An 18947-nucleotide genomic window follows, 5' to 3' on the forward strand; every position below is an offset into this window, starting at 1 on the left:
GGAGGCATGACCTCACACACGAGTGATGTGCTGTCCCGGGCCCGCGTCGCGACCCGGCTGCCCGCGAGCGACCTGGACCGGGCCCGGCGCTTCTACGCCGACAAGCTCGGTCTGCGCCCGGTGGACGAACGGCCCGGCGGGCTGCTGTACCGGTGCGCGGGCGCGGACTTCGTCGTGTACCGCTCGACGGGGTCCTCGCCCGGCACCTTCACCCAGATGGCCTTCGAGGTGGACGACATCCGGGCCGCCGTGGCGGAGCTGCGCCGCCGGGGCGTGGTCTTCGAGGAGGTCGACGCGCCCGGCCTGCGCACCCGGGACGGCATCGCCGAGGTCGAGGGCAACTATCCGAGCAAGGGCGCGCGCGGGGAGTGGGGCGCGTGGTTCCGGGACAGCGAGGGGAACCTGCTGGGGATCGGCGAACTCATCCTGTGAGGCTCAGGGCGCCCGCCAGATGTTGTCGAAGGCGATGTTCTCGATGCGGCGCCGCTCGCGTACCGCCTCCAGCTCCGTCACCGCGTCGCCGACCGCCAGCAGGACGGTGACGACCGGCTCGTCGCCGGGCTCGGCCGCGGCGGGCCGGTCGTCCGGGATGCCCAGGGTGGAGGCGAGGCCCGCGAGGACGGGCTCGTGGGACCACCAGCGGTCGGCCGCGTGCCGGCGGGCGGGGGTGTCGGCCGTGGGGTCGTCCTTGTCGCGCAGCGCCAGCCGGCGCCGCCGCTTCCCGGTGAGCTGCCCGTCGGCCTCCAGGGCGTCCCGGTAGGCGGTGGCCAGCCCCTGCCCGCGCCGCCACAGCCAGTCCTCGACCGTCTCGTACGGCTCCGTCCTGACCAGCGCGGCTTCCGCCTCGTCCAGCAGCCGGTCACCGGTGGCCAGCACCGGCCCCGGCACGATCCGGCCGTCCGCCACGGTGAGCGCCCGTACGCCGAGGAGGTCGACCAGCTCGGCCCCGGCGAGGGCCAGCGAGAGATCGCCCTGCTCGACGGGCTCCTCGCGGGGGATGTCCAGGCTGACGAGAAAGAGGTCCTGCGGTGTGGTCATACCCCCACCATGGTCCGCGGGCGGCCGATCCGCAGCACGGCACGCCGCCGCACCGGACGGAACGCCGGACGCGGCGTCCCCTCCGGTGCGGCCCGTCCGCTCCGCGCTACCGCAGGGTCCACTTCTGGTTGGCGGCCCCGGTGCACGACCAGATCTGCGCCCGGGCCCCGTTCGCCGAGGAGTTGTCCGTGACGTCGAGGCACTTGTCGGCCGCCGTGTTCACCACATCGCCCGTGGCCGCGTTGTACGACCACCGCTGGGCACCGCTGCCGTTGCAGTCGTAGAGCTGCGCCTTGGCCCCGTTCGCCGTCGAGGCGGAGGTCACGTCCAGGCACTTGCCGAGCGCCCGGACCGAGCCGTCGGCCTGGACGGTCCACTGCTGCGCGGTCGAGCCGTTGCAGTCGTAGAGCTGCACCGCCGTACCGTTGGCGTTCGAACCGCCCGCCACGTCGAGGCACTTGCCCGCCAGACCCACGAAGGCGCCGGTGCTGCCGCCGCCGCCGGACTGGGTGCCGGACCAGGTGAAGGTGGCCGAGGTCTTTCCGGGCAGTGAGTAAGTGGCGTGCTGCGAGCCCCAGTTGACGGTGACCGTCTTCGCCGTCGACGCGTCGTTGTAGGCGATCAGCGCCTTGCTGCCGTCCGGGTTGCGCCAGGCGACGTTGGGTACGGCGGCGGACGCGGTGGAGGCGATGCGCTGCGCGCCGGGCCGCACGAACTTGGTCAGGTGGCCCATCGTGTAGTACTCGACCGTGTAGTCGACCGTCCCGCTCGCGCCGTCCCCGTTGTGCACGGTGACCAGCCCGGTGCAGGTGCCGCAGCCGCCGTTGTGCGGGCCCATGTTCTGGTCCACGGCCAGCGACCACTTGGTCACCGACTTCGCCCAGTTGCGGGTGTAGTCGATGATGTTGGACATGTCCTCGCGCTGCTGGTTGGCGATCCAGGTGCCGCCGGAGTGCTCGGTGCCGAACGCGTCCAGCCCCGGGTACTGGTTGTGCACGGACGTCTGCTTGGCGATGTCGCCGCCGTAGCCGTGCCAGGCGATGCCGCCGAAGTTCGGGTGGTTGCGCACGGCCGCGTCGTCCACGGTCTGGGCGGCGTAGGAGTCGTACACGTCCCAGTTCCAGTCGTGCGCCAGCACCTTGGTGCCCAGGCCGGCCGACTGGAGCCTCGGCAGCAGCTCGCTCTTGGTGAAGTACGCGAGCCCGCCGGCGTTCCAGCTCATCGACGGGTAGCCGGAACAGCAGGTCGGCTCGTTCTGCGCGGTGACGTAGGAGACGTTGATCCCCTGGTCCTTGTACGCCTGGAGGTACTTCACGAAGTAGGCGGCGTACGCCCCGTAGTCCTCCGCCTTGAGCCAGCCGCCGTTGAGGGAGCCGCTGTCCTTCATCCAGGCCGGCGCCGTCCACGGCGAGGCCATCACCGTCAGGGACGGGTTCAGCTGGAGCGCCTGCCTGGTCAGCGGGGCGACGTCCGCGAGGTCGTGCGCGATCGAGAACTTCGACAGCGACGGGTCGGTCTGGCCGGCCGGCACGTCGTCGTAGGTGTAGCCGTAGCGCGCGAGGTCGGAGGCGCCCATCGGATTGCGCAGGAACGACAGGCCGATGCCGTCCGCGGGGGAGAACAGCTTGCGCATGGTCGCGTCCCGGGTCGCCTGGGACAGCGCCCCGCTGCTGTTCATCAGCCAGGCGGCGGTGTCCGTGAACGAGGCGCCGCCGCCGGTGAAGGTCTGGTACCGGGTGTTCTCGTCCACGGTGATGTTCTCGCCGCCGCCGCCCGCCCCGGGCTGGAAGGCGAACGGCGTCTGTGCCTGGAGGCCGCGTACGACGTGCCGGCCGCCCGCGTCATCGGTGGTGGTGAGCCAGGCGGTGACCTGCTCACCGGCCGCGTGCGCGGGGGGCACGGCCACGCTGACACCGGCGGCGGAGAGCAGCCCGGCGAGCAGCAGCCGGACCGTGCGGGGGGTTCTCCTCATGGTGCGTCGCCCTTCCTCTCGGGTCGACAAAGCTGACGGGGCGTCTTGACGTGCGGAAGCGCCCTTAGTTAACTCACGCCGTGATCTAAGCCATGAGTGAACCATGAGAGCCGAGGGAAGGTCCATGCGAAGAACCGCCCTGTTCGCCTCCGCCGCACTCCTTGCCGGTCTGCTGCCCTGGGCGACCGCGCGAGCCGCCGACGAGCCGGCCCCTGTCCCCGTCGACCGCTTCGAGGGCGAGGTGCCCTTCGCCGCCCAGCCCGCCGAGGGCCTCTTCGCCTGGGGCGGCGACACCGACGACCCGCCCGCCCTCCGCCTCGCCGACCGGGCCGACGCCCCCGAGGGCGGCAAGGTCCTCGCCGGCACCTACGACATCAGCGGCTACGGCGGCTTCACTCATGACTTCGCCGCCGCCGCGCCCGCCCACGACTGGTCCGCCCACCGGGGCATCCGCTTCTGGTGGGACGGCCGGAACAACGGCAGGAAGATCCCCTTCGAGATCAAGGACGGCGGCGCGAACGGGGAGGCGTCCGAGCTCTGGACCACCTCCTTCACCGACGACTTCACCGGCTGGAAGCAGATCGAGCTCCCCTTCACCGGGTTCACCTACCGCACCGACTACCAGCCCGTCGGCGGCATCGACCACGTCCTCGGCCTCAAGGAGATGTGGGGCTACGCCCTCACCCTCCCGGCCGGCGCCAAGGGCGACTTCGCCCTGGACGGCGTGGAGCTGTACGGGACGGCGGACCAGGCGCTCAGCGCCTCCGTCAGCACCGACGCGGCCGTCCACCCGGTCAAGGAGGGCGCCACGGCCGAGGTGAAGGTCACCGTCTCCACCACCGGCGCCGGCCCCCTCGCCGCCCCGGTGACCGTCGGCTACGCCACGGGTGACGGCACCGCCGCCGCCGGCACGGACTACACCCCCGTCACCGGCACCCTCACCTTCCCGGCCGGCACCGCGTCCGGCGCCACCCGGACCATCAAGGTGTCCACCCGCCGGGACCGGGCCGCCGAGCCCGCCGAGACCATCCCGCTGAAGCTCACGGTCGACGGCGCGAAGGCCCCGGCGGAGACCCCCCAGATCGTCGTCGACGCGCACGGACTGCCCTACCTGGACAAGGCGTTGCCGGTCCGCAAGCGGGTCGCGGACCTGCTCGGCCGGATGTCCCTCGCGGAGAAGGCCGGCCAGATGACCCAGGCCGAGCGCGCCGCGATGAACCAGCCCGGCGACATCGCCGCCTACGGCCTCGGCTCCCTGCTGTCCGGCGGCGGCTCGACCCCCACGCCCAACACCCCCGAGGCGTGGGCGAAGATGATCGACGCCTTCCAGCTGCGCGCCCAGGCGACCCGCTTCCAGATCCCGCTGGTCTACGGCGTCGACGCGGTCCACGGCCACAACAACCTCTCCGGCGCCACGGTCATGCCGCACAACATCGGCATCGGCGCGACCCGGGACCCCCGGCTCGCCCAGGAGACCGGCGCGGTGACCGCGGCCGAGGTCCGCGCGACCGGCGTGCCCTGGGACTTCGCGCCCTGTCTGTGCGTGAGCCGCGACGAGCGCTGGGGCCGCTCCTACGAGTCCTTCGGCGAGGACCCGGCCCTGGTCGAGTCCATGGAGACCGTGATCCAGGGCCTCCAGGGCCGCGCGAACGGCAAGGACCTGGACCGCCACGACAAGGTGCTGGCCACCGCCAAGCACTTCGTCGGCGACGGCGGCACCGCCTACGGCTCCTCGACCACGGGGACGTACACCCTCGACCAGGGCGTCACCAAGGTCACCCGCGAGCAGCTGGAGGACATCCACCTGGCGCCGTTCAAGGAGGCCGTCGACCGGGGTGTCGGCACGGTCATGCCGTCGTACTCCTCCCTGGACATCGTGGGTGACGGCAAGGGCGCGGTGAAGATGCACGGCCGCGGCGACATGATCAACGGCGTGCTCAAGGACCGCCTGGGCTTCGACGGCTTCGTGATCAGCGACTGGAACGGCATCGACCAGCTGCCCGGCGACTACGCCGCGCACGTCCGCACGGCCGTCAACGCGGGCCTGGACATGATGATGGTCCCGTACGGCTACAAGGACTTCGCCACCACGCTCGCCGAGGAGGTGCGGGCCGGCCGGATCAGCGAGGCGCGCGTCGACGACGCCGTCGCGCGCATCCTCACCCGGAAGTTCGAGCTGGGCCTCTTCGAGCACCCGTACGCCGACACCCGCGGCGCCGCCGCCATCGGCTCGCCGGAGCACCGGCAGGTCGCCCGCCGGGCGGCGGCCGAGTCGCAGGTGCTGCTGAAGAACGCGGGCGGCGTGCTGCCGCTGAAGAAGCGCGAGAAGGTGTACGTCGCCGGGTCCAACGCGGACGACATCGGCAACCAGACCGGCGGCTGGACCCTCACCTGGCAGGGCGCCTCCGGCAGCACCGTCCCCGGCACGACCGTCCTCGCCGGCCTGCGGCAGGCGGGCGGGAACGTCACCTACTCCAAGGACGCCTCCGCCCCGACCGACGGCTACGACGTCGGTGTGGTCGTCGTCGGCGAGACCCCGTACGCCGAGGGCGTCGGTGACGTCGGCAACGGCCACGACCTCCAGCTGTCCGCCGCCGACAAGGCCGCGGTGGACCGGGTGTGCGCGGCCATGAAGTGCGCGGTGCTGATCGTCTCCGGACGCCCGCAGCTGATCGGCGACCGGCTCGGCGAGATCGACGCCCTGGTGGCCTCCTGGCTGCCCGGCACCGAGGGCGCGGGCGTCGCCGACGTCCTCTACGGCAAGCGGCCCTTCACCGGCCGGCTGCCCGTCACCTGGCCCAGGTCGGAGTCGCAGCTGCCGATCAACGTCGGCGACGCCTCGTACGACCCGCAGTTCCCCTACGGCTGGGGCCTGACCACGCTCACCCAGGTCCCGAAGGGCGGCACGGCCACCCTGCGCGACCTCGGCGCGCGGGCGGCGGCGGCCGAGCGGCACGGCGACGACCGGACCGGACGCGCGCTGGTGGACAAGGCCCGGCTGCTCGTCCAGCAGAAGGCGGACGGCCACCTCGGCCAGGCGGTGGCGCGGCCCTTCGCCGACGCCGACCACCTGCTGCTCACCGGGAAGTACGGGAAGGCGGTGGAGAAGCTGGCGGAGGCCTACCGCGCGGCCTGACCTGTGCGGCTGGACGAATGACCGCTTTGGGGAGGCTTCGGGTAGTTTCGAAGTATGAAGGCCGTCCCGCGGGCCCGAAGCCTCCCCGCCCTGCTGCTGGCTGCCCTGGCCCTGGTGCTGGCCACCGTGTTCGCGCCCGGGGCGAGCGCGGACACCAGCGTCTCCACGATCGCCAGGGCCCTGCGCGAGGGCCCGGTCTACGTCGACCCGGCGGCCCGGGGCCAGCTCTCGGCCGCGGACGCCGACACGCTCGCCCGGCGGATCAAGGACGCGAACAAACCCCTGTTCATCGCGGTCCTCCCGGCCGGCTATCCGACGGCGGACCTCTTCACCGACCTCCGCTCGGCGACCGGGATCACCGGCCTCTACGGCATCCGCCTCGGCGACCGCTTCGACGCCCGCGCCGACTCCTCCGTCCTGTCGGCCACGGCCCGGCGGAACCTCGTCACCAGCGTCCAGGGGGAGGACACCAAGGCCCAGCTCACCGACTTCACCGACCGCGCCCTCGCCAACCTGGGCGGGCACGCGCCGAAGAGCTGGGGCGGCTCGGCGGGCGACGGCGGCGGGGTGTCCGGCGCGGCGCTGATCACCACGGCCGCGGTCCTGGTGGCCGGCGGCGCGGGCGCCTACGCCCTGGTCCGCCTGAGCCGCCGGCGCCGCGAGCAGGAGCAGCGCGCCGCCCTCGACCGGCTGCGGGTGGTCGTGGACGAGGACATCACCGCGTTCGGCGAGGAGCTGGACCGCCTCGACTTCCACCCCTCGGAAGCGGGCGCCGACGACGCCATGCGCGCCGACTACGAACGCGCCCTCGACGCCTACGAGACCGCCAAGCAGCGCATGGCCGCGGCGGCCAGACCGGACGACGTCCGCCCGGTCACCGAGGCGCTGGAGGACGGCCGCTTCTGTCTCGCCCAGCTGGCCGCGCGGCGGGAGCGCCGCCCGCTCCCGGAGCGCCGGCCGCCCTGCTTCTTCGACCCCCGGCACGGCCCCTCGGTCGTCGACGCCAGCTGGACCCCGCCCGGCGGCGCCCAGCGCCAGGTCCCGGTCTGCGCGGCGGACGCCACCCGGCTCGCCGACGGCCGCGACCCCGTGATCCGCGAGGTGGACACCGCGTACGGCCGCCGCCCCTACTGGGACGCTGGCCCGGCCTACGGCCCCTGGGCCGGCGGCTACTTCGGCGGCGGCCTGCTGCCCGGCCTCCTGGTCGGCACCCTGCTCGGCAGCGCGATGGCGACGCCCGCCTACGCGGCCGACTACGGCGCCGGGTACGGCGACTTCGGCGCCCAGGGCGGCTACCAGGGCGGCGACGTCTCCGGCACCGACTTCGACCCCGGGGACTTCGGGGGAGGCTTCGGTGACGGCGGCGGCTTCGACGGGGGCGGCGGGGGAGGGGACTTCGGCGGCGGCTTCTGAACCGCGGGCGGGGCCGCGCGGGCGCTCAGCGGGTTCGCCCGTACCGGGCGGCGTAGCGCTCTCCGGCGGCGTGCCACCAGGCGGGGGGCGAGGGTCCGTCGACCACCGAGGCCGGCTGGTCGGGATGGAGTCCGAGCCGCCTGAGCGCGCGGGCGTCCACGGTCAGGCCGAGGGTGCCGTGCCAGTGGCCGTCCCCGCGCCTGCCGCACATCAGGTCGATCCGGATCTCCCGCTCGTCGAACGGCATCCAGTCGATGCCGCGGTCCCGCAGTCAACCCAGCAGGACGGCGCCGGGACGCGGGCATCCCGGCAGGTTCTCGTACGAGACGAGATGGACCCAGTCGGTCGGTTCGCTGTGGGCGCGGGGTGCTTCCATCGGGCCATCGTGGCACGCGCCCGCGCCCGCCCGCCCGCCCATTTAGGGGGAGCGGAGGGCGGGCGCGCGGGGGGCGGGAGGTCCGGGGCCGGGCCGGACCGCCGGCGGCTCACGCGTTCTTGATCGCCGAGATGTCGAAGACCAGCTTGATCTTGTCGGAGACCAGGACGCCACCGGTCTCCAGCGCCGCGTTCCAGGTCAGGCCCCACTCGGAGCGCAGGATCTCGGTCTTGCCCTCGAAGCCGACGCGCTGGTTGCCGAACGGGTCGGTGGCGGCGCCGTTGAACTCCAGGTCGATGGTGATCGGCCGGGTCACGCCGAGCAGGGACAGGTCGCCGGTGATGCGGTAGTCGTCGCCGCCCAGGGCCTCCGCCTTGGTCGAGCGGAACGTCATGGCCGGAAACTCGTCGATCTTGAAGAAGTCGGCGGACTTCAGGTGGCCGTCGCGGTCGGCGTTGCCGGTCTCGATGCTGGCCATCTGGACGTCGAGCGTGGCGGTGGACCGGGCGGGGTCGGCGCCGTCCAGGTGCAGCGTGCCGGCGAAGTCGTGGAAGCCGCCATTGACGTTGGTGACCATGGCGTGCCGGGCGACGAAGCCGATCGTGGTGTGGGCCGGGTCGATGGTGTAGTCGCCGGACAGCGCGGTCAGGTCGGGGCCTGCGGTGGCCTGCGCGGCGGGGGCGGGGGCGGTGTCCTTGCGGCTGAAGATTCCCATGGCGAGCTCCTTGAACGGTTGAACGTTAAACCAAACGAACGTCTCCGACGGTAGACCCATTCCGTTCGGTTTTCACCCTCATCCGCACCGTGTCCATATGGTTGCACAGAGTCACCGTGTTCGCCCTCTGGCGGACGCACCGGCCGCTCGGGCACCATCTGCCTGCACCACCTGCACAGCCGACCCGTAGCCCCCACGGCCCACCGCAGGAAGGTCCCCCCATGAAGATCCGCGCGCTCCTCACCGCGCTCGCCCTGGTCACCGCCCCCGGCATCGCCGTCCTCGGCACCGCGACCGACGCCGCCGCCGCCACCAAGATCAGCCACGCCACCGCCACCCAGATGTTCCGCGGCTCCGGCATCACCTGGTCGTCCTCGGGCAACTGCTCCGACCGGAACAACTCCACCTGCACCTCGTTCGACCAGCTGAACCTCGCCACCGCGCAGGGCGCCCAGACCCTCAAGGGGGCCAGCGGCTGCGCGCTCAACATCACCGGCGGCACCGAGACCGGCCACGCCTCCGGCACCTACTCGCACTGGAACGGCTACAAGCTCGACTTCGGCAAGAACACCTGCGTCACGTCGTACGTCAAGAACACCTTCACCTACATCGGCCTGCGTGGTGACGGATACCCGCAGTGGCAGGCCGGCTCCGGGAACATCTACGCCGACGAGGGCAACCACTGGGACGTCCTCTTCTACAACTGCGGCGGCTGCTGAGCGGGCGGGAGAGGGCGGTGACCGGTCCCCTCGGCATGACCCGGCGCGCACTGCTGCTGGCCGCCGCCCTCGCCGCCGCCCCCGCGCCGGGCGCGCGGGCGGCCGACGACGACCCCTACGACGTGCTGCGCCGGCGCTGGCTCGGCATCGCGCTGGGCACCGGGTACGACCCGGACGCCGAGCCGTACGCCTCCCGGCTCGCCCGACTCGGCGCGCGGGCGCGGGAGTTCCTGGCCGCCATGGCCCCCGCACCCGGCTCCCTCTGGCCGGGTCACCCCTTCGACCCGCCGTCCGGCATCACCTTCAGCTACGGCCGCCTGTGGACCATGGCCCAGGCGTACACCCAGAGCGGCACGGGCGTCACCGGCGACGCCGGCCTCCTCGCCGGCCTCCTCCGCGGCCTCGACCACCTCTCCGACACCGTCTACCACCCCGGCACCACCCGCTACGGCAACTGGTGGGAGTGGCAGATCGGCAGCCCCCGGCTGCTGACGGACATCACCGCCGCCCTGTACGGGCGACTCGGGCCGGCCCGGATCGCGGCGGTCTGCGCGGCCGTCGACCACTTCATCCCGGACACCCTGCTCACCGACTACTCGGGCACCTCCACCGGGGCCAACCGTGTCGACCTGTGCCGCTCGGTCGCCCTGCGCGGCGTCCTCGGCCGCGACCCCGGCCGGATCGCCCTCGCCCGCGACGCCCTCTCACCGGTCTTCCCGTACGTCACCCGCGGCGACGGCCTCTACGCCGACGGCTCCTTCGTCCAGCACACCTGGGTCGCCTACTCGGGCACCTACGGCCAGGTCCTGCTCGACGGGCTCGGGCGGCTGTTCGCGCTGCTCGCCGGATCGGCGTGGGAGGTGACCGACCCCGCACGGCAGCACGTCCTGGACAGCGTCGAGCGGGCCTACGCGCCGCTGATCCACGACGGTCTGGTGATGGACTGCGTCAACGGCCGGGCCATCAGCAGGGGTCGGCTGCTCGACGACGACCTGCACGTCCTGCGCAGCGACCACGTCCACGGGCAGGCCCTGATCGCCGCCATGGCGCTGCTCGCGGCCGGCGCGAGCGAGCCGGAGCGGCGGCGATGGCACGGCCGGATCAAGGGCTGGATCCAACGGGACACCACCGTACCGGTGCTGACGGCCGATCAGTTCGGCGTGGCCGACCTCGCGCGGCTGCACGCCATCGCCGAGGCGCCCGGACCCGCGACCCCGGAACCCCTCGGCCACCGGCTCTTCCCGGCCATGGACCGGGCCGTGCACCGCACCCCCCGCTTCACCGCCGCCCTGGCCATGGCGAGCGACCGCATCGCGCACTACGAGTGCGGAGGCGGCGAGAACCCGCGCGGCTGGCACACCGGGTCCGGCATGCTCTCCTGGTGGCCGCGGGGCAGCGGCGACCAGTACACCGACTGGTACTGGCCCACCGTCGACTGGTACCGGCTGCCCGGCACCACCGTCTCGACCAAGCGGCTCGCCGACGGCGCCGGCGGCGAGTGGGGCGCCCCCAGGCCCGGCGTCCGCTGGGTCGGCGGCACCACGGACGGCACCTGGGCGGCCGTCGGCCAGCACCTCGAAGGGCTCGGTTCCACCCTGGAGGCCCACAAGTCCTGGTTCTTCCTCGACGACGCCGTCGTCTGCCTCGGCGCCGGGATCTCCTGCGCCGACGGCGTCCCGGTGGAGACCGTCGTGGACAACCGCAATCTGGGCGAGCAGGGCACCCAGCGCCTCGTACGCGGCCGGAACTGGGCACACCTGGCCGGGCACGGCGGCTGGATCCTGCCGTGCGGCGGCGCGCTGCACACCCTGCGCGAGGACCGCACCGGCGCCTGGTGCGACATCAACACCGCCGGCGACACCGAACGGCGCACCCGGCGCTGGCAGACCCTCTGGCTCGACCACGGCACCGATCCGGTCGCCGCACGGTACGTGTACGTCCTGCTGCCGGGCGCCTCCCGCGCCGAGACCGTCACCCGGGCGGCCGATCCGCACTGGCTGACCGTCCTCGCCAACGACACCGGCCGCCAGGCCGTCGCCGTACCCCGGCTGGGCCTGACCGGCGCCACCTTCTGGCGAGCCGGTACGGTGGGGGAGCTGACCGTCTCGGCGGGCGCGAGCGTGCTCCTCGTCCGCCGGGGCCGTAGGGTCACTCTCCGGGTGAGCGAGCCGCCCCGCACCGGAGCCCCGCTGGAGCTGGTCTGGGACCGTCCGGTGCGCGCGGTGACCCGGGCCGACGACAGCGTCGAGGTGCTCTCGGCGGACCGCCGTCTGAGGCTCCGTGTCACTCCGGGGATGGCATGCGCCACCCACGAATGTGAGGTGGCTCTCAGCTGATGGCTTTGTCGCCTACCTACAAGCCCTCAGCCTCCTGAGCAGTCGGAACGGCTGCATGAGGCGATGGTTCTGTTCACTGGTACCAGGAAAACGGGCCGGAGACTGTACAGAGTCGACGGCTCGCTTTTCTTCGTGTCCTTCGTAAGGTCGCTACATGACCGTTTTGGAAGAGACGACGGGTGAGCCGACCGGCGAGCCGACGGACGCGCGCGGACGGGTCGCCGAACTGCACGAGATCCGTGCCCGGGCCGTCGCGGGCCCGAGCGAGAAGGCGACCGAGGCGCAGCACGCCAAGGGCAAGCTGACCGCGCGGGAGCGGATCGAGCTGCTCCTCGACCCCGGGTCCTTCCAGGAGGTCGAGCAGCTGCGCCGGCACCGTGCGGTCGGCTTCGGCCTCGAAGCCAAGAAGCCGTACTCCGACGGTGTCATCACCGGCTGGGGCACGGTGGAGGGCCGTACGGTCTTCGTCTACGCCCACGACTTCCGGATCTTCGGCGGTGCGCTGGGCGAGGCCCACGCCACCAAGATCCACAAGATCATGGACATGGCCATCGCGGCCGGTGCCCCGCTGGTCTCCCTGAACGACGGCGCCGGCGCCCGTATCCAGGAGGGCGTCTCGGCGCTCGCCGGCTACGGCGGCATCTTCCAGCGCAACACCAAGGCCTCGGGTGTCATTCCGCAGATCAGCGTGATGCTCGGCCCGTGCGCGGGCGGCGCGGCGTACTCCCCGGCCCTGACGGACTTCGTCTTCATGGTCCGCGAGACGTCCCAGATGTTCATCACCGGACCGGACGTGGTCAAGGCCGTCACCGGCGAGGAGATCACCCAGAACGGCCTGGGCGGTGCCGACGTGCACGCCGAGACCTCCGGCGTCTGCCACTTCGCGTACGACGACGAGGAGACCTGCATCTCGGAGGTGCGCTACCTCCTCTCGCTGCTCCCGCAGAACAACCGCGAGAACCCCCCTCGGGTGGACTCGACGGATCCGGCGGACCGCCGCGGCGACGCGCTGCTCGACCTGGTCCCGGCCGACGGCAACCGGCCGTACGACATGGCCAAGGTCATCGAGGAGATCGTCGACGACGGCGAGTACCTGGAGGTCCACGAGCGCTGGGCGCGCAACATCATCTGCGCCCTGGCCCGGATGGACGGCCAGGTGGTCGGCATCATCGCCAACCAGCCGCAGGTCCTCGCCGGCGTGCTGGACATCGAGGCGAGCGAAAAAGCTGCGCGCTTTGTCCAGATGTGTGACGCTTTCAATATCCCGATCGTCACCTTCCTGGACGTGCCGGGGTTCCTCCCCGGTGTCGACCAGGAACACGGCGGAATCATCCGCCACGGCGCGAAGCTGCTGTACGCCTACTGCAACGCGACCGTGCCGAGGATCTCGCTCATCATGCGCAAGGCGTACGGAGGTGCCTACATCGTCATGGACTCCCAGTCGATCGGCGCCGACCTCACCTACGCCTGGCCGACGAACGAGATCGCCGTGATGGGCGCGGAAGGCGCGGCCAACGTCATCTTCCGCCGGCAGATCGCCGGTGCGGAGGACCCCGAGGCCATGCGTCAGAAGATGGTCAAGGAGTACAAGGCCGAGCTGATGCACCCGTACTACGCGGCCGAGCGGGGCCTGGTCGACGACGTCATCGACCCCGCCCAGACCCGCGAGGTACTGATCAAGTCCCTGGCGATGCTGCACTCCAAGCACGCCGACCTGCCCTCGCGCAAGCACGGCAACCCCCCGCAGTAACCCAGCGGATCGTCCGCGGTAACCCCGCGGACCCCTCTCCCCCGGAGACTGACACCCATGAGCACTCCTGACATCCGCGTCGAGAAGGGCCACGCCGAGCCCGAGGAGGTCGCCGCCATCACGGCCGTCCTGATGGCCCGCGCCGCCGCCCGCACGGAGCCCTCGGCCCAGACCCACCGGGGCCGCGCGAAGGCCGGCTGGCGCCGCCTGGAGCGCGAGCCCGGCTTCCGCGCCCCGCACAGCTGGCACGGCTAGACCGCGCCGCCCCACCAGCACCCGAAGGGCCCCTCCGCCATGGAGGGGCCCTTCGTGCTGCGCCCGGGTGCCGCCCCGGACACAAAGAAACCCCGCGCCCCATAGGGGACGCGGGGTACCGCTGCGGCCGTGCCTAGCGAAGCCGAGCCATCAGGGCGTGCTCCACGAGCGTGATGAGCGCCGACTTGGCGTCCGCGCGGTGCCGGGCGTCGGTCGTGATGATCGGCGTGTCGGGGCCGATCTGGAGCGCCTCGCGGACCTCTTCCGGGTTGTAGGGCTGGTTGCCGTCGAAGCCGTTGAGGGCGATGACGAAGGGCAGGCCCGAGTTCTCGAAGTAGTCGACGGCGGGGAAGCAGTCGGCGAGGCGCCGGGTGTCCACCAGGACGACGGCGCCGATCGCGCCGCGTACCAGGTCGTCCCACATGAACCAGAAGCGGTCCTGGCCGGGGGTGCCGAACAGGTACAGGATGAGGTCCTGGTCCAGGGTGATGCGGCCGAAGTCCATGGCCACCGTGGTGGTGGTCTTGTCTCCGGTGTGGGTGAGGTCGTCGATGCCGGCCGAAGCGGACGTCATCACGGCCTCTGTGCGCAGCGGGTTGATCTCCGAGACGGCGCCGACGAACGTGGTCTTGCCCACGCCGAAGCCGCCCGCCACCACGATCTTCGCTGAGGTGGTGGAGCGGGAAGGACCGCCGCTAGAGCTTGCGAAGTCCACTGAGCACCCTTTCGAGCAGTGTCACGTCTGGCTGGCCACCGGCGTTCTCGTCGCCGCCGGGCTGATGGATGGCGACCAGGCCCGCCTCCGCCAAGTCGGCGACGAGAATCCTGGCCACGCCGAGGGGGATCGTCAGGAGGGCCGAGACCTCGGCCACCGACTTGATCTCCCGGCACAGGTTGCAGATCCGCTGATGTTCGGGCAGCTGGCCCTGCATCTGGTGCGGAGCGGCGGTGGTGTGCACCAGTGCCTCGATGGCGAGCTGGTAGCGCGGGCGCGTCCGGCCGCCGGTCATGGCGTACGGCCGCACCAAGGGGTTGTTGGCCGCCGGTGCCGGCTCGGGCCGGCGCTGCGGCTGGACCGGCTGGATGCGCGGGGCCGGCGGCTGGTCGTACGGCGAAGGGCCGGGGCCCTGCGGTGCGTACGGCTGCCGGTGGCTGGGGGCGGAGGGGAAGTTGTACCGGTTCGCCGAACCGTCGCCCTGGCCCTGGGCAGGGCCGTACGACCAGTTGCCTGAAGGCGAACCGCCTGGGGGTGTTGCCACTTTCTCCTCCTCCGACTGTGCCGGGCACCCAACGCTGTGGAGCCGCGTCCCGAAACCTTACGGCCCCGGGACGCGAATACGCACCGTCCGCTTATTAGTTGAGAAGGCTTCCCTGGAGCTCCGCACGGAGATCCGGGGTCAGGACCGTGCCCGCGCGGTCCACCAGAAGGGCCATCTCGTACCCGATGAGGCCGATGTCCGCCTCCGGGTGCGCCAGCACCGCGAGGGAAGAACCGTCGGATACGGACATGATGAAGAGGAATCCCCGCTCCATCTCCACAACCGTCTGGTTCACGCTGCCGCCCTCGAAGATGCGCGAGGCACCGGCGGTCAGCGAGGTCAGACCGGAGGCGACGGCCGCGAGCTGGTCGGCACGGTCGCGGGGAAACCCTTCGGACATCGCCAGAAGGAGTCCGTCGGCGGAGACCACCACCGTGTGGGACACCCCCGGGGTGTTGTCCACGAAGTTGGTGATCAACCAGTTCAGGTTCTGTGCCGCCTGGCTCATCGGGCTCACACTAACGCTCCTGGTTGTAGGTGCTGTCAGGACCACTGTGCTGATTCCTAGTGGCCTGGCCGTTCGTTTCAGTGCCTGCGTTGCGTCCGCGCTGGACGCCCTGACGCAGGTTGCTCAGCCTGCCCCGGACGTCCTCCGGGGCGCGGGAGACCTGTGGGCCGCCCTGAGGGGTGCTCTCGGCGGTGCCCTCGACCAGGTTGGCCTTGGGTACCCGCCGCGGCAGACCCGAGGAGGTGACCCCGCCCGCCTTGGGCTTCCGCAGCTGCGAGGCCTGCTGCCAGCGCTCGTCGTTGGCCGAACGCCAGTCGCCGTTGCCGCCCGCCGCCGGTGCGCTGCCCGGGGCCGGAGCCTGCGCGTCCTGCCGGGGACGCGCGGTGCCGTTCGGGGAGCTCGCGCCGTGGGATCCGTTCGCGGCGCCGCCGCGGCGGGGCAGCCCGGCGTCGGTCAGCCCGTGCGCGGTGGGGGAGCCCGTTGCCGGACGGTCGAAGCCTACGCGGTTCCGCTCCTCCGCGTCAGCGGCCTGCGGGGATTCCGCTTCCGGAGCGTACTGGCCCGGGTAGCCGTTCTGGTAGCCGTTCTGCTGCGGCCAGTCGTCCTGGTAGGACGGCGTCGGTGCGGATTCCGCATACGGCGCCGACTGCTCCGGGTAGCCGCCGCCCGAGGAGAAGCCGTCGTGCTGCGGCACCTCGCCGTTCGGCGCGTAGTACTGCTCCTCGTAGGGCTGCTCGTACGACGCGTGCCGCTCCTCGTACGCCGGCGCCTCGTAGGCCTGCTGAGGCTGCTCGTCGTACGCCTGCTGGGACTGCTCGTCGTAGCCCTGCTGCGGCTGCTCCTGGTACGCCGGGCGGCCGGTGAACGGGTCCGGGTAGCCGGCGGGGGCCTCGGCGGCCTCCTGCTGGGGGTCACCGGGGTGCTGGCCGTGGGACTCCAGAGCGGCGCGGCGCTCCTCGCGCTTCAGGGAGCGGCCGACGGGGTTGAGGCCGCGCAGGTCGTCGGGGACCTCCGAGTACCGGCTGTCGTCGAAGCCGAGTTCCGCCGCGGTGCGCATGGGCTGCTGCGGCTGGCTGAAGCTCTCACCCTGGAACTGCTGCTCCGGGATGATCTGCGAGACGGTGAACTCCTCGCGGTCCAGCGGAATCTCGCCGCCGCCACCGTGCGTGATCGCGTCGGGCAGCATGACCAGCGAGGTCGTGCCGGCCTGCTCGCCCGAGGGGCGCAGCTGGACCCGGATGCCGTGCCGGTCGGACAGCCGGCCGACCACGAACAGACCCATGCGCTGGGAGATCGCGGCGTCCACGGTCGGCGGGTTGGCCAGCTTGTGGTTGATGTCCGCGAAGTCCTCGGCGGTGAGGCCGATGCCCTTGTCGTGGATCTCGATCATGACGCGGCCGTCGGGGAGACGGGTCGCGGTGACGCGCACCTTGGTCTGCGGCGAGGAGAACGTGGTGGCGTTCTCCAGCAGCTCGGCCAGCAGGTGCACGAGGTCGGTGACCGCGCGGCCGTGGATCTCGGCCTCCGGGACGCCGGACAGCTCGATGCGCTCGTACTGCTCCACCTCGGAGGAGGCGGCGCGCAGCACGTCGACCAGCGGGACCGGCTGGTCCCAGCGGCGGCCGGGCTCCTCGCCGGCGAGGACCAGGAGGTTCTCGCCGTTGCGGCGCATACGGGTGGCCAGGTGGTCCAGCCGGAAGAGGTTCTCCAGCTGGTCCGGGTCGGCCTCGTTGTTCTCCAGGTCGGTGATCAGGGTCAGCTGGCCCTCGATCAGCGACTGGTTGCGGCGCGACAGGTTGGTGAAGATCGCGTTGATGTTGCCCCGCAGCAGGGCCTGCTCGGAGGCGAGCCGGACCGCTTCGCGGTGGACCTGGTCGAAGGCGCGGGCGACCTCGCCGATCTCGTCCTTGGTGGTGATCGGGATCGGCGCGACCCGGGTGTCGACCCGGCCGGGGTCGGTACGGGACAGCTGGTCGACCAGCATCGGCAGCCGCTGCTCGGCGATGCCGAAGGCGGCGTTGCGCAGCTGGCGCATCGAGCGGCTCATCTGGCGGGCCACGAGGCCGGCCAGGATGAACGCGGCCAGCAGGGCGATGACGACGACGGCACCGGTGATGAACGCCGAGGTCTTGGCGTCGTCGGCGATGGACGAGGCCTCGCTCACCGCCTTGTCGGCCAGGTCCGACTCGATCTGGCGGTACGCCTTGTACTTCAGCGTGTTGACCGCCCACCAGTTGTCGGCGGTGATGCCCTTGGCCGCCAGCTCGTCACGGGTGAGCGTGCTGGTGTCCTTCATGGTGGCGAGTGCCGTCACCATGTCGGTGGGGTCGGCCGGCGGGGGGACGAACTCCGGGTCGCTCGCGGCGGCCTTCTTGGCCAGCGCGGCGGCGTCCGCCCCGATCTTGGCCTTGGCGTCGTCCAGCTTCTGCGCGTCGGCCTCGGTGCCACCGCCCGTGTACTCCTCCACGGCGATGCGCTCGAGGTAGGCGTACGAGGACAGGGAGACCCGCTGGGTCGCCAGGTTCGGGGCGTCCGGACCGGGCTTGACCAGCAGATGCGTGCCGATCGACCGCTCCAGCGACAGCGCCGCCTTGGTCAGCGAGATGGCGTAGACGGTACGGCCGTAGGAGGTGATGTTGCCGGTGCCCAGACCGAGTTCGTTGGCGAACTCCATCAGGGGGTGGCTGATCGCGACGTAGCCCTCTTCGGTCTCGACGCCGGTCTTCTTGGAGGTGTAGGCCACCTGCCGCAGCTGGGCCAGCTTCGGCTCGACCTCGTGGAAGAGGCGCAGCCGGCGCACCAGGCCGGAGTCGTCCGGCGCGTTCTTCGCGGCCGCTTCGAAGGCGACACCCGCCTGGTCCGTGGCCTTGCGGGCCCCGTCGACGATCTGCTTGCTCGCCGCGTCCTTCTTCTTCAGCAGCAGCGGTGCGGCGGTGACGTCGCGTTCGCTCTCCAGAGCGTCGGCGTAGGTCAGGGCGGCACGCACCAGACGGGCGGTGTTCTCGGCGTCACGGGCCTGCTGCCAGGTGTCGATGGAGCTCTTCACCTGGAAACCACCCATGACGAGACCGACCGCCACGGGTATGAGCAGGATGGCGTTCAGCCGGGTCGGCACCCGCCAGTTCCGGGGGGAGAAACGGCCGCCGCTGGACGCGGGTGTGGCCGCCGGCTCCGCACCGGGAACGGGGGTGGGCGCCGCAGCGCGCGGCGGCGGGGTGAAGTTGCCCCGCGCCGACGGCTCGGGACCGTTCTTGCTTCGCCTCACTCGACCAACAACCTCTCGGCGGGTCGGCACCTTCGTCGTGCCGCAGTCTCTCAGAGCCCGGTTCGCCATCGACCACTCAGTACGCACTCAGTTACGTCTTTGACCATGGGGCAGTTCAGGCATTCCAGCACGTGGACCAGCGCGATTCCAAACAGCGGAAACCCTGTGGCAGAGCCGTTGTAAGTGCGAGATAAAACGGTCATAA

14 protein-coding genes and 2 pseudogenes are annotated in these 18947 nt (G+C 71.8%); 8 read left to right on the forward strand and 8 right to left on the reverse strand.

Annotated features, from left to right (window positions below; all coding sequences use genetic code 11):
* Nucleotides 1–6: 6 nt before the first annotated feature.
* Nucleotides 7–432: a VOC family protein gene (locus tag ACF073_RS24625; RefSeq protein WP_392073387.1), complete on the forward strand. Its 426-nt coding sequence runs from the start codon at nt 7–9 to the stop codon at nt 430–432.
* A gap of 3 nt (nt 433–435) precedes the next feature.
* Here ACF073_RS24625 and ACF073_RS24630 read toward each other — a convergent pair whose 3' ends face one another.
* Together ACF073_RS24630 and ACF073_RS24635 are read right to left on the reverse strand one after the other, a co-directional pair.
* Nucleotides 436–1038 carry a GPP34 family phosphoprotein gene (locus ACF073_RS24630; protein ID WP_392073389.1) on the reverse strand — a complete coding sequence of 201 codons (603 nt, stop codon included), beginning with the start codon at nt 1036–1038 and terminating at the stop codon, nt 436–438.
* Nucleotides 1039–1144: 106 nt separating this feature from the next.
* The gene (locus tag ACF073_RS24635) at nt 1145–3010 is read right to left on the reverse strand and encodes a ricin-type beta-trefoil lectin domain protein (RefSeq protein WP_392073391.1); all 1866 of its coding nucleotides are present in this window, start codon (nt 3008–3010) and stop codon (nt 1145–1147) included.
* 124 nt (nt 3011–3134) lie between these two features.
* Between ACF073_RS24635 and ACF073_RS24640 the strand changes: the two are divergent.
* The 3 genes and pseudogenes from ACF073_RS24640 to ACF073_RS24650 all read left to right on the forward strand — a co-directional run.
* Nucleotides 3135–4052, forward strand: a pseudogene (locus tag ACF073_RS24640) (carbohydrate binding domain-containing protein); the annotation flags it as partial.
* Between the two features lie 138 nt (nt 4053–4190).
* Nucleotides 4191–6146, forward strand: a pseudogene (locus ACF073_RS24645) (glycoside hydrolase family 3 protein); the annotation flags it as partial.
* 54 nt (nt 6147–6200) lie between these two features.
* Nucleotides 6201–7559 (forward strand): hypothetical protein, encoded by a 1359-nt coding sequence (locus ACF073_RS24650; protein ID WP_392073393.1) that lies wholly within the window; start codon nt 6201–6203, stop codon nt 7557–7559.
* Between the two features lie 25 nt (nt 7560–7584).
* Here ACF073_RS24650 and ACF073_RS24655 read toward each other — a convergent pair whose 3' ends face one another.
* Together ACF073_RS24655 and ACF073_RS24660 are read right to left on the reverse strand one after the other, a co-directional pair.
* Nucleotides 7585–7806, reverse strand: coding sequence for a hypothetical protein (locus ACF073_RS24655; protein WP_392073395.1), 222 nt, complete (start codon nt 7804–7806; stop codon nt 7585–7587).
* A 238-nt stretch (nt 7807–8044) separates the two neighbouring features.
* Nucleotides 8045–8650: a YceI family protein gene (locus ACF073_RS24660; protein WP_392073397.1), complete on the reverse strand. Its 606-nt coding sequence runs from the start codon at nt 8648–8650 to the stop codon at nt 8045–8047.
* Nucleotides 8651–8871: 221 nt separating this feature from the next.
* On the opposite strand from ACF073_RS24660, the gene ACF073_RS24665 reads away from it, so the two are divergent.
* The 4 genes from ACF073_RS24665 (at nt 8872) to ACF073_RS24680 (ending at nt 13710) form a co-directional block, all read left to right on the forward strand.
* Nucleotides 8872–9369: a hypothetical protein gene (locus ACF073_RS24665; protein WP_392073399.1), complete on the forward strand. Its 498-nt coding sequence runs from the start codon at nt 8872–8874 to the stop codon at nt 9367–9369.
* A gap of 35 nt (nt 9370–9404) precedes the next feature.
* The gene (locus ACF073_RS24670) at nt 9405–11705 is read left to right on the forward strand and encodes a polysaccharide lyase 8 family protein (protein WP_392073715.1); all 2301 of its coding nucleotides are present in this window, start codon (nt 9405–9407) and stop codon (nt 11703–11705) included.
* Between the two features lie 154 nt (nt 11706–11859).
* Entirely contained in the window at nt 11860–13455 is a 1596-nt protein-coding gene (locus ACF073_RS24675; protein ID WP_392073401.1) for an acyl-CoA carboxylase subunit beta, read from the forward strand.
* Nucleotides 13456–13512: 57 nt separating this feature from the next.
* Nucleotides 13513–13710: an acyl-CoA carboxylase subunit epsilon gene (locus ACF073_RS24680; RefSeq protein ID WP_392073403.1), complete on the forward strand. Its 198-nt coding sequence runs from the start codon at nt 13513–13515 to the stop codon at nt 13708–13710.
* A 133-nt stretch (nt 13711–13843) separates the two neighbouring features.
* Here ACF073_RS24680 and ACF073_RS24685 read toward each other — a convergent pair whose 3' ends face one another.
* The 4 genes from ACF073_RS24685 to ACF073_RS24700 form a co-directional block, all read right to left on the reverse strand.
* Nucleotides 13844–14425: an ATP/GTP-binding protein gene (locus ACF073_RS24685; protein WP_392073405.1), complete on the reverse strand. Its 582-nt coding sequence runs from the start codon at nt 14423–14425 to the stop codon at nt 13844–13846.
* Nucleotides 14406–14969, reverse strand: a complete 564-nt coding sequence (locus ACF073_RS24690) for a DUF742 domain-containing protein (RefSeq protein ID WP_392073408.1) — start codon at nt 14967–14969, stop codon at nt 14406–14408. The genes ACF073_RS24685 and ACF073_RS24690 overlap by 20 nt, the downstream gene beginning before the upstream one ends.
* Before the next feature lie 94 nt (nt 14970–15063).
* Nucleotides 15064–15477 (reverse strand): roadblock/LC7 domain-containing protein, encoded by a 414-nt coding sequence (locus ACF073_RS24695; protein WP_005479603.1) that lies wholly within the window; start codon nt 15475–15477, stop codon nt 15064–15066.
* A gap of 10 nt (nt 15478–15487) precedes the next feature.
* Nucleotides 15488–18742, reverse strand: a complete 3255-nt coding sequence (locus ACF073_RS24700; RefSeq protein WP_392073410.1) for a nitrate- and nitrite sensing domain-containing protein — start codon at nt 18740–18742, stop codon at nt 15488–15490.
* Between the last annotated feature and the right edge of the window lie 205 nt (nt 18743–18947).

Source organism: Streptomyces sp. NPDC015171 (assembly GCF_043079545.1).
Lineage (GTDB): Bacteria > Actinomycetota > Actinomycetes > Streptomycetales > Streptomycetaceae > Streptomyces.